The organism is Lysobacter zhanggongensis, assembly GCF_046638635.1.
GTDB classification, from domain to species: domain Bacteria; phylum Pseudomonadota; class Gammaproteobacteria; order Xanthomonadales; family Xanthomonadaceae; genus Novilysobacter; species Novilysobacter luteus.
Window position 1 is genome coordinate 1 of sequence record NZ_JBJXHK010000072.1, and the last position, 10,027, is coordinate 10,027.

Genomic DNA, 10,027 nt, shown 5'->3' on the forward strand with positions numbered 1-10,027 from the left:
CGCACACTGTCAAAGATCCTTGGAACCGGCCTCAGCGCCGCGTTCCGACTCGTCACCAAAGTGCCCGAGTGAGCCGCACATCTTACAGCAGATTTCGTGGCCGTCAACACCTCGTGAACCACTTCGTCTTGCCGTCCCCACCCCGTTCAGCTGCCCCGAAGGCCAGCCCCGCCGTGGTGGGCCGCGCATTATGCACATCACTTCCACGTTCGGGAAGGGGCTTGGTGAAAAATTTCCGAAGCCACCCGCAAACGTTCAGCCGGCGATGAGGCGCACCCGCGCGAACGTGCGCTTGCCGACGGCGAGCACACCCTCGAAGCCCGGCTGCAGCACGCGCTGCGCGTCCTCGACCACCTCGCCATCAATGCGTACCGCGCGCTCCTTGAGCTTGCGATTGGCCTCCGAGTTGCTCGGCGTCAGGCCGGCGGCGGTCAGCAGCGCGGCCACCCGCAGGCCTTCGGCGGGCACGGCCACGTCATTGAGCGGCAACTGGCTGGTGTCGCCCTGACCGCGCACGGCCGCGTTCCAGCCCGCTACCGCCAGATCCGCCGCCTCGGCGCCGTGGAAACGCGCGGCCAGCTCGCGGGCGAGGCGCAGCTTGACGTCGCGCGGGTTGAGCGAGCCGGCGTCGATCCTCTGCCGCAGGGTCGCCGCTTCGGCGATCGATATCTCGAAGCTCAGCAGGTCGATCCACCGCCACATCAGCACGTCGTCGATCTTCATCGTCTTGGTGACGATGTCGATCGCCGGCTCGTCGATGCCGATGTAGTTGCCCAGCGACTTGCTCATCTTCTGGACGCCGTCGAGCCCCTCCAGCAGCGGCATCGTCAGCACCACCTGTGGCGGCTGGCCGTGCGCCTCCTGCAGGCCGCGGCCCATCAGCAGGTTGAACTTCTGGTCGGTGCCGCCCAGCTCGACGTCGGCTTCGAGCGCGACCGAGTCGTAGCCCTGGACCAGCGGATACAGGAACTCGTGGATCGCGATCGGCTGCCGGGCGGCGTAGCGCTTGGCGAAGTCATCGCGCTCCAGCATCCGCGCGACGGTGTGCTGGGCCGCGAGCCGGACCATGTCGGCCGCACCCATCGCGGAGAACCACTCAGAATTGAAACGGACCTCGGTGCGATCGCGGTCGAGCACCTTGAACACCTGGTCGGCATAGGTCTTGGCGTTGGCGAGCACGTCCTCGCGGGTCAGCGGCTTGCGCGTGGCGTTCTTGCCGGTCGGATCACCGATCATTCCAGTGAAGTCGCCGATCAGGAAGATGACCTGGTGACCGAGGTCCTGGAACTGGCGCAGCTTGTTGAGCAGCACGGTGTGGCCCAGGTGCAGGTCGGGCGCGGTCGGATCGAAGCCGGCCTTGATGCGCAGCGGCCGGCCGGACTGCAGGCGCGCGGCCAGCTCTTCGGGCTTGAGGATCTCGTCGGCGCCGCGGCCGATCCGGTCCAGCGCGTCCTGGACGGCGGGACTCACGGGTTCGGCCGGGCCAGCCGGGTGGGTCGAAGCGGAAATCGGGTCGGAAACGGGGTCGGCCAAGGGGGCGTACTCGGGGTGTGGGTCATGATCACGGCGTGACCACGATCATAAACATCGGATGACTGGCACCAAACATTGACGGAGTTGAAAAACCCATTCAGCTCAAGGGTTTGACGCATACTCCTCGCGTCCCTATCGTAACGCCGCTACGCCGCCTTCACAGTCCTGCGCGCGGGAGACATCGATGACAGCACCGCAAACCGGTACAGAACGGCGTCAACGCCTGAAGAACCTGCGCGAAGCCGCCCTGCACCGACCGGTGCTGGCACGCCACCTCTCCAATGGATTCAACGGCCGCTGGTCACGCCGCCAGTGGGTCCAGGCGAGCCTGTTCGCCACGCTCGGCATGCTGGTCGCGTCGATCGTCCCGGGCTTCGACGTGACCCCGGTGCAGGGGCTGCAGGGAACCCGCCAGTCGATGGCGCTCACGCTGCCGCCGCTGCCGGTGTCGCAATCGGAAGCCACGCCAGGCGACAGCTGGCAGGTGGTACGGGTGCAGCCGGGCCAGACGCTCGGCGCGCTGTTCCAGCAGATGGGCGTGCCGGCCACCACCATGTACCGGATCCTCGAGCAGCCCGGCGCGCGCCAGGCGCTGACCCGCCTGCGGCCCGGCACCGAGCTGGCGTTCGACCTCCCGTTGGACGGTCCGCTGCGCGCGTTCCGGTTCGACCGCGATAACGACCACCGCGTCGAGCTGACGATCAAGCCCGGCGCGATCGTCGAGAACGTCATCAAGCGTCCGAGCGAGACCCGCACGGTGGTCGCCTCGGGCGAGATCAGCAGCTCGCTGTACGCCGCCGCACGCAAGGCCGGGCTTTCGCCGGGCGCGATCGCGACGATGACCGGCGAGATCTTCCAGTACGACATCGACTTCACCGACGCCCAGAAGGGCGACCGCTTCAGCGTCGTCTACGAGCAGATCTGGCGCGAGGGCGAGCGCATCGGCACCGGCAACATTGCCGCGGCGACCTTCGCCACCGGTGGCAAGACCTATTCGGGCTTCCGCTTCGAGCATGAAGGCAAGGTCGGCTACTACACCGCCGACGGCCGGCCGCTGAAGAAGGCCTTCATCCGCATGCCGATCCCGTACGCGCGGATCACCTCGGGTTTCAGCAAGGCGCGCAAGCATCCGGTGCTGGGCCGCACGCGCGCGCACCAGGGCGTGGACTACGGCGCCGGCACCGGCACCCCGATCCACGCCGCCGGCGACGCGCGGGTGTCCTTCGTCGGTTGGAAGGGTGGTTACGGCCGCACCGTCGTGCTGGACCACGGCAAGGGCTACACCACCCTGTATGCGCACATGTCGCGCTTCGGCAAGTACAAGCCCGGCCAGAGCATCAAACAGGGCACCGTGATCGGCTACGTCGGCAGCTCGGGCCTGGCCACCGGCCCGCATCTTCATTACGAATTCCGCATCGGTGGCGTGCACCGCAATCCGCTGACCGTGACGATGCCGCCGCCGGAACCGCTCAAGGGCGCCGCGCTCGCCGCCTTCCGCGCCCAGACCGGCCCGGCGCTGGCCCGCATCCAGCAGGTCGAGGACATCATGTACGCCAAGGTGGAGCCGGCCAGCGAGCCGGCCCCGGCCAAGGCCGACAAGAAGGCCTGAGACCCATGGCACGTGCGACCGCGGGCCCGGCCGGGGCGAACCCGGTCGGGCCCGCGTCGTTCCGGAACAGCGGCGCGACCCCTGGAGCGGGTTCCGGGGCGTTCGTGGGCCTGATCTCCGGCACCAGTGCCGACGGCATCGACGCGGCACTGACCCGGTTCGACGCCGATGGCACGGCCCGGCTGGAGCTCGGCCGGACCTACCCGTGGGATCCACAATTGCGAGCGCGGCTGGTGGAGCTCGGCCAAGGGGCGGCGCTGCAGTCACTCGACGAATTCGGCGACCTCGACGTGCGGATTGGCGAGGCGTTCGCGGCGGCCACCCTGCAGTTGCTCGAGGAGGCCGGCGCCGCCCCGGCGGACATCGCCGCCATCGGGTCGCACGGTCAGACGCTGCGCCACCGGCCGGCCGGCGCCGCGTACGACGGCCACCATCCCTTCACCCTGCAGCTGGGCGACGCAAACGTCATCGCCGAGCGCTGCGGCATCACCACCGTCGCCGACTTCCGCCGTCGCGACGTCGCCGCGGGCGGCCAGGGGGCCCCGCTGCTGCCCGCCCTGCACGCCGCGATGCTGGCCTCCGCGGACGAAGCGCGCGCAGTACTCAACCTGGGCGGGATCGCCAACCTGACCCTGCTGCCGTGCGACGGGACCGTCGCCGGCGTGGCGGGCTTCGACACCGGGCCGGCCAATGCATTGATGGACGCCTGGTGCGAGCGCGTGCTCGGGCAGCCCTACGACAAGGACGGCCGCTTTGCGGCAAGTGGCACGGTCGACCCGGCCCTGCTCGCCCGCCTGCTGGACGAACCGTGGTTCGCGCTGGCGCCGCCCAAGAGCACCGGCCGCGAGCAGTTCCACATCGACTGGCTGACCGCGCGGCTGGGTGGCACCGAAGCACCGGCCGATGTCCAGGCCACGCTGATGCAACTCACCGCCGCCACCGTGGCCGACGCGCTACTGGCCCGGCAGCCGGGTACGCGTCGCGTGCTGGTGTGTGGCGGGGGGGTGCACAACGCCGCCCTGCTGCAGGCCATCGGCGAACGCCTGCCGGGCGTGGTGGTGGAATCGACCGCCGCCTGCGGGTTGGACCCCGACTTCGTCGAGGCGATGGGGTTCGCGTGGCTGGCACGCCAAACCCTCGCCGGGCGACCGGGCAACCTGCCGGGTGTCACCGGGGCGCGCGGGCCGCGCGTGCTGGGGGCGATCTACCCCGGCAGTCGTTCGCCGCTCGACTGAGTGGCGGGCGACGGTTCGACCGGCGCGTCCGATGGCGCGTCGGCGGAAGTCCGCCCGATCAACGAGAACCCCGGATCGTCCTGGATCTGCTCGAGCGCGGCGATGGCTTCCTGCAGGGCCTGGGCATCGTTGTCGCTGAAGCGCGCGGCCAGCTCCGCCTCACAGGCGAACAGGCCGTGCTCGAGCAGGTGCACGAGGGCCTGCTGCTGGCCCCAACCATGCGCCGTGGCCACCCGGCGCACGCGCTCGAGCAGCAATGGGTCGATGTCGATCAACACTGTTTCGGTCATGGCAACGTCCCGCCGCGCTTACGTCGCGGCTGACTCTGGTGGGGCCTGGTGCCCGGGCTGGAACAGGTTTCCACGTCGCCACAACCATGCCAGCAGCAGCAGGGTGGGCACAACGGTCAGCGCGCTGAGCACGAAGAAGGTGACGTAGGAGGTCGCCTCGACGATGTAGCCCGACACGCCGCCGACGAACTTGCCCGGCAGGTTGGCCAGCGACACCAGCAGGGCGTACTGGGTGGCGGTGAAGTTGCGGTCGGTCAGCGCCGACATGAAGGCGATCAGCACCACCCCGGCGAAGCCCTGGAACAGATTGTCGGCGCTGATCGCGGCATAGAACGCCCAGATCTCGGAAGGGAATTGCGCCATCAGCACGAACGCGACGTTGGACAGCGCCACCCCGATCGCCGCCACGAACAGCATCGCGCGCACGCCATAGGCCGCAACCGCAACGCCGCCAAGGAACGCACCGGCGATGCCCATCCAGATGCCGTAGAGCTTGGACACCGTGGCGATGTCGGCCTTGCTGTAGCCCGAGTCCAGGTAGAACGGCCCGGCCATCACCCCGATGACCTGGTCGGGGAACTTGAACAGCCCCACGAACACCAGCAACGCCAGCCCGAGCAGCAGCCCATTGGTGCTGAAGAAGCTGGCGAATGGCTGCCAGAACGCCCCGACGAAGTCGATCCGGCGCAGCACCGTCGATTCGGGTGCGACCGGTTCGCGCGCCAGCAGCGTGGTAGCGATCGGCAGGATCATCAACGCGGCCATCGCCAGGTAGGCGACCTCCCAGCCGCGGAACTCGGCCAGGTACAGCGCGCCGGCGCCCGACAGAATCAGGCCGAAACGGTAGCCCAGCGTGTAAGTGGCGGCCAGCGCGGCCTGGGCGTCGGCGGGGGCGATCTCGATGCGGTAGGCGTCGACCGCGGAGTCCTGGGTGGCGCCGGCGAACGAGGCCACCAGCACCCACAACACCAGCGCGGTGACGTCCTCGCCCGGGCGGGTCAGCGCGAGCGCCGCCAACGCCAGCGCCACCACCACCTGCGACACCAGCAGCCACGAGCGCCGGCGGCCGAGGAATGCGGTCAGCGGGAACGCGTAGCGATCGATCAGCGGCGCCCACAGGAACTTCAGCAGGTAGAAGAAGCTCGCCAGGCTGATCAGGCCGATGCTGCCCAGGTCCAGCCCGACGTCGCGCAGGCGCGTCGACAACGTCATCGAGGCGATCAACAGGAACGGCAGGCCCGAGCCAAAGCCCAGCATCAGCATCGTGATCGCCGAAGGCGTGCCGAATGCCCGGCGAATGCCCCGCCAGCCCTTGTAGGTCACCGCATCGGCGCTCAACGCCCCAGCTCCAGGTCGTAGTCGACGGTGAACGGCGCATGGTCTGAGAACCGCGGCTCGCGCAGCACCGACCAGCCCCGCAGGCGCTCACCCAGCCGCGGCGTCACCAGCTGGTAGTCGATCCGCCAGCCGACGTTGTTGGCATACGCTGCGCCCCGGTTGCTCCACCAGGTGTAGTCCTGCCCTTCCGGCTCCAGCGCGCGGTAGGCGTCGACCCAACAGGCGCGGTTGCCGTCGGCGCCCTCCCCGCACAGCCGGTTGAGCCAGTCGCGCTCGGGCGGCAGGCAGCCGGAATTCTTCTGGTTGGACTTCCAGTTCCTGATGTCGAGCGCACTGCGGACGATGTTCCAGTCCCCGCACAGCACGTAGTCGCGGCCACTGGCGAGCCACTCGTCCAGGTGCGGCGCGAGCCAGTCCATGACCTCGAACTTGAAGCCCTGCCGCAGCTCCCCCGACGATCCCGACGGGATGTAGAACGACACCACGCTCAGGTTGCCGAACCGCGCCTCGATGTAGCGGCCTTCCTCGTCGAAGGACTCCCGCCCCAGTGCGGTGCGGACCTCGTCGGGCTCGTGGCGGCTGTAGATGGCCACGCCGCTGTAGCCCTTCTTGGTGGTCGCGTCGCGGAACCACGCGCGGTAGCCGTCGACCAGGAACTCGGGGCCGGCCAGCTGGTGTTCCTGCGCCTTGGTCTCCTGCACGCACAGGATGTCGGCGTCCTGCTGCGGGAACCAGTCGAAGAAACCCTTGCGGGCGGCCGATCGCAGGCCATTGGCGTTGAAGCTGATGATGCGCATGCAGGTCCGGTCGGGGGGTCGGGACGTGACGTCGCAGGATAGCCCAGCCGACCGCCTGCCGACCCGCCGCGGCGGCCGCCAGGACCGCCGCCGGTATCATCGGCACCCTCCCGCCCCGGTCGAACGACGTGAACGACACCCGCACCCGATTCCTGAAGCTGGCTCTGGACGCCGACGCCCTGCGTTTCGGCGAGTTCACGCTCAAGTCCGGGCGCACCAGCCCGTACTTCTTCAACGCCGGCCGCTTCGACTCCGGTGCCGCCCTCGCGGGCCTGGCGGCCTGTTACGCCGATGCGATCGACGCGGCCGGGCTGGAGTTTGACCTGCTGTTCGGGCCGGCCTACAAGGGCATCCCGCTGGCGACCGCATTGGCCTGCGAGTACGCGCGCCGCGGCCGCGACCTGCCGGTGGCGTTCAACCGCAAGGAGGCCAAGGCCCACGGCGAGGGTGGCCAGCTGATCGGCGCGCCGCTGGCCGGGCGCCGGGTGCTGGTGGTGGACGACGTGATCACCGCGGGCACCGCGATCCGCGAGGCCCTGTCGATCATCGGCGCCGCCGGCGGTACCGTCGTCGGCATCGTGATCGCGCTGGACCGGCAGGAAGCCGTGGACCCGTCGCGGAGCCGACGTTCGGCGGCACAAACTGTCGCAACCGAACACGGGCTGCCGGTCGTCGCGGTGGCGTCACTGGGCGACCTGCTGGCGTTGGCCGGCGACAACCCCGCCCTGGCGGCCTATCGCGGGCAGTTGCTGGCCTACCGCGACGCCTACGGCAGCGACGCGGACGCCTGAACCGGGGACACGCCGCCTGCACGCGGCTGGCCCGACTCTTGCGTGAGTGTATGCAGGAATGCCACCCGGTCCCGCCGACATGAACCGACTTGCCCCCGCCCTGCTCGCCACGCTTGCCGTCCTGGCGCTGCCCGCGCTCGCCCAGACCAAGCCGGCGGCCGAGAAGAAGATCTACTGCTGGGACGAGGGCGGTCGCAAGGTGTGTGGCGACGCCCTGCCGGCCACCGCGGTCGACAACGCCCGCACCGAATTCAGTTCCAGCGGGATGGCTACCCGGCACCTGGACCGGGCGCCCACCGACGCCGAGCGCGCCGAGCTGGACGCACAGGCCGAGCAGGCGCGCGTGGCCGCCGCGGACGCCGACGCCCGCGAACGGCGGGAGCTGGCGATGGTCGAGTCGTATGCCAGCGAGGAAGACCTGCGCAAGGCCTACGCCCACCGCATCGGCCTGCTGGAAACCGCGGTCAAGACCTCGCTGCTCAGCATTGACGGGCTGCNTCGTATGCCAGCGAGGAAGACCTGCGCAAGGCCTACGCCCACCGCATCGGCCTGCTGGAAACCGCGGTCAAGACCTCGCTGCTCAGCATTGACGGGCTGCGCAGCAGCCTGGTCACGTTGCTGCAACGCGCCGGCGAAACCGAACTGGCCGGCAAGCCGGTCGCCAAGCCGCTGGTGGCCAATATCCAGCGCCAGCACCAGGCCCTGCGCCGCCAGCAGGCGCTGCTGCTGGAGCAGCGGCACGCCCGCATCGCCGCCGACGAGGGCTTGGCGACGGCGGTCGAGCGCTACCGCGAACTCAAGAAGCCCGGTCCCGGCGACCAGGGCTGAGGCCGGGCCGACCGGGAACCGGTCGGCCGGCGCACATCAGAACGGCAGGTCGAAGTCGGGGCGGAGCGCGAGCAACTGCTCGCGGAACGTCGCCTTGATCCGCGCCATCGCCTCGTTGTTGTCGGCGTCGAACCGCATCACCAGCACCGGCGTGGTGTTGGACGCGCGCACCAGTCCCCAGCCGTCCGGCCAGTCGACCCGCAGGCCGTCAATCGTCGACAGTCGCGCGTCCTGGAACTGCGCGGCGGTGACGAACCGCTCGACGAACGCGTGCGGGTTGCCGTCCGGCGCATCGACCTTGATCTCGGCGGTGGCGATGCCGTCGGGCAGCGCATCGAGGACGTCGCTCGGACGGGCGGGCTGGGCGGCAAGGATCTCCAGCAGGCGCGCGGCGGAATAGATGCCGTCGTCGAAGCCGTACCAGCGCTCGCCGAAGAAGAAGTGGCCACTCATTTCGCCGGCCAGCTCGGCGCCGGTCTCGCGCATCTTCGCCTTGATCAACGAGTGGCCGGTCTTCCACATCAGCGGGCTGCCGCCGTGGCGCAGGATGTAGCCCGGCAGGCGGCCGGTGCACTTCACGTCGAAGATGATCTGCGCGCCCGGGTTGCGCTCCAGCACGTCGGCGGCGAACAGCATCAGCAGACGGTCGGGGAAGATGTTGTGGCCGTCGCGGGTGACTACGCCGAGGCGGTCGCCGTCGCCGTCGAAGGCGATGCCCAGGTCGGCGTCGAGCCGGTCGACCATCTTCACCAGGTCGGCCAGGTTGTGCGGCTCGCTCGGGTCGGGGTGGTGGTTGGGGAAGGTGCCGTCGACGTCGCAGTACAGCGGCACGACCTCGGCGCCGATGGCCTCCAGTACCTTCGGGCCGAGTTCGCCGGCGACGCCGTTGCCGGCGTCGACCACGACCTTCAGCGGGCGGTCGATCTGGATGTCGGAGGCGACCCGCTGGACGTAGTCGTCATCGATCTCGCGGGTCTCCAGCCGGCCCGGCGCGGGCGCGGTGTGCAGGCGGCCGTCGGCGATGCGGGCGTACAGGTCGGTGATCGCGTCGCCGGACAGCGTCTCGCCGCCGACCACGATCTTGAAGCCGTTGTAGTCCGGCGGGTTGTGGCTGCCGGTGACCGACACGCACGAGCCGGCCTGCAGCTGGTAGGCGCCGAAATACACCAGCGGCGTCGGCGCGAGGCCGATGTCGACGACGTTGCGGCCGGCCTTGCGCAGGCCGGTGATCAGGCCGCCGGCCATCTCCGGACCCGACAGGCGGCCGTCGCGGCCTACCACGATGTCCTGCAGCCCCTTGTCCTGCATCAGCGAGCCGATCGCCTGGCCGATCAGCTCGGCCACCTGCGGCGAGAGATCGCGTCCGACCACGCCGCGGATGTCATAGGCGCGGAAGATACCGGGTTCGATCGGGACGCCCGGCGTCGAGGCGGTGTCGGTAGGCGTGGCAATAACGGGGGCGGCAGCGTCGGTCATGGGCATCTGGTCGGGGTCGGCGGAGGCGTCGCCGGCAGCGGCCGGCGTCGGGAACGGTATGCCCTCGTCGGTGTCGGCGCCGTCATCGGCCGAGCGGCGCACCAGCAGGTGCGGCGCCCGCCACGCGACC

At 69.8% G+C, this 10,027-nt stretch carries 9 protein-coding genes; 4 read left to right on the forward strand and 5 right to left on the reverse strand.

The window, feature by feature from the left end; all coding sequences use genetic code 11:
- Positions 1-255: 255 nt before the first annotated feature.
- Entirely contained in the window at positions 256-1,470 is a 1,215-nt protein-coding gene (tyrS, locus tag ACKVMH_RS10895) for a tyrosine--tRNA ligase (RefSeq protein ID WP_412700298.1), read from the reverse strand.
- Between the two features lie 247 nt (positions 1,471-1,717).
- Here tyrS and ACKVMH_RS10900 point away from each other — a divergent pair, with 247 nt between their 5' ends.
- Entirely contained in the window at positions 1,718-3,142 is a 1,425-nt protein-coding gene (locus tag ACKVMH_RS10900) for a peptidoglycan DD-metalloendopeptidase family protein (protein WP_412700299.1), read from the forward strand.
- Positions 3,143-3,255: 113 nt separating this feature from the next.
- Positions 3,256-4,377, forward strand: coding sequence for an anhydro-N-acetylmuramic acid kinase (locus tag ACKVMH_RS10905; RefSeq protein ID WP_412700306.1), 1,122 nt, complete (start codon positions 3,256-3,258; stop codon positions 4,375-4,377).
- Here ACKVMH_RS10905 and ACKVMH_RS10910 read toward each other — a convergent pair.
- From ACKVMH_RS10910 to ACKVMH_RS10920, 3 genes are read right to left on the reverse strand one after another with little or no spacing between them, the layout of a single operon-like run.
- On the reverse strand, positions 4,347-4,667 hold the full coding sequence (locus tag ACKVMH_RS10910) for a hypothetical protein (protein ID WP_412700300.1): 321 nt from the start codon (positions 4,665-4,667) through the stop codon (positions 4,347-4,349). The genes ACKVMH_RS10905 and ACKVMH_RS10910 overlap by 31 nt on opposite strands.
- Positions 4,668-4,685: 18 nt before the next feature.
- Entirely contained in the window at positions 4,686-6,005 is a 1,320-nt protein-coding gene (locus ACKVMH_RS10915) for an AmpG family muropeptide MFS transporter (RefSeq protein WP_412700301.1), read from the reverse strand.
- A complete protein-coding gene (locus ACKVMH_RS10920) occupies positions 6,002-6,802 on the reverse strand; it encodes an exodeoxyribonuclease III (RefSeq protein WP_412700302.1) in 801 nt (266 codons plus the stop codon). Before ACKVMH_RS10920 ends, ACKVMH_RS10915 begins: the two co-directional genes overlap by 4 nt.
- Before the next feature lie 128 nt (positions 6,803-6,930).
- Here ACKVMH_RS10920 and pyrE point away from each other — a divergent pair, with 128 nt between their 5' ends.
- Both pyrE and ACKVMH_RS10930 read left to right on the forward strand, forming a co-directional pair.
- Positions 6,931-7,593 (forward strand): orotate phosphoribosyltransferase, encoded by a 663-nt coding sequence (gene pyrE, locus ACKVMH_RS10925; protein ID WP_412700303.1) that lies wholly within the window; start codon positions 6,931-6,933, stop codon positions 7,591-7,593.
- Between the two features lie 615 nt (positions 7,594-8,208).
- On the forward strand, positions 8,209-8,421 hold the full coding sequence (locus ACKVMH_RS10930; RefSeq protein ID WP_412700304.1) for a hypothetical protein: 213 nt from the start codon (positions 8,209-8,211) through the stop codon (positions 8,419-8,421).
- Positions 8,422-8,457: 36 nt separating this feature from the next.
- Here ACKVMH_RS10930 and ACKVMH_RS10935 read toward each other — a convergent pair.
- Positions 8,458-10,027, reverse strand: a 1,570-nt coding sequence (locus ACKVMH_RS10935; RefSeq protein WP_412700305.1) for a phosphomannomutase/phosphoglucomutase, incomplete at its 5' end; no start/stop codon positions are given.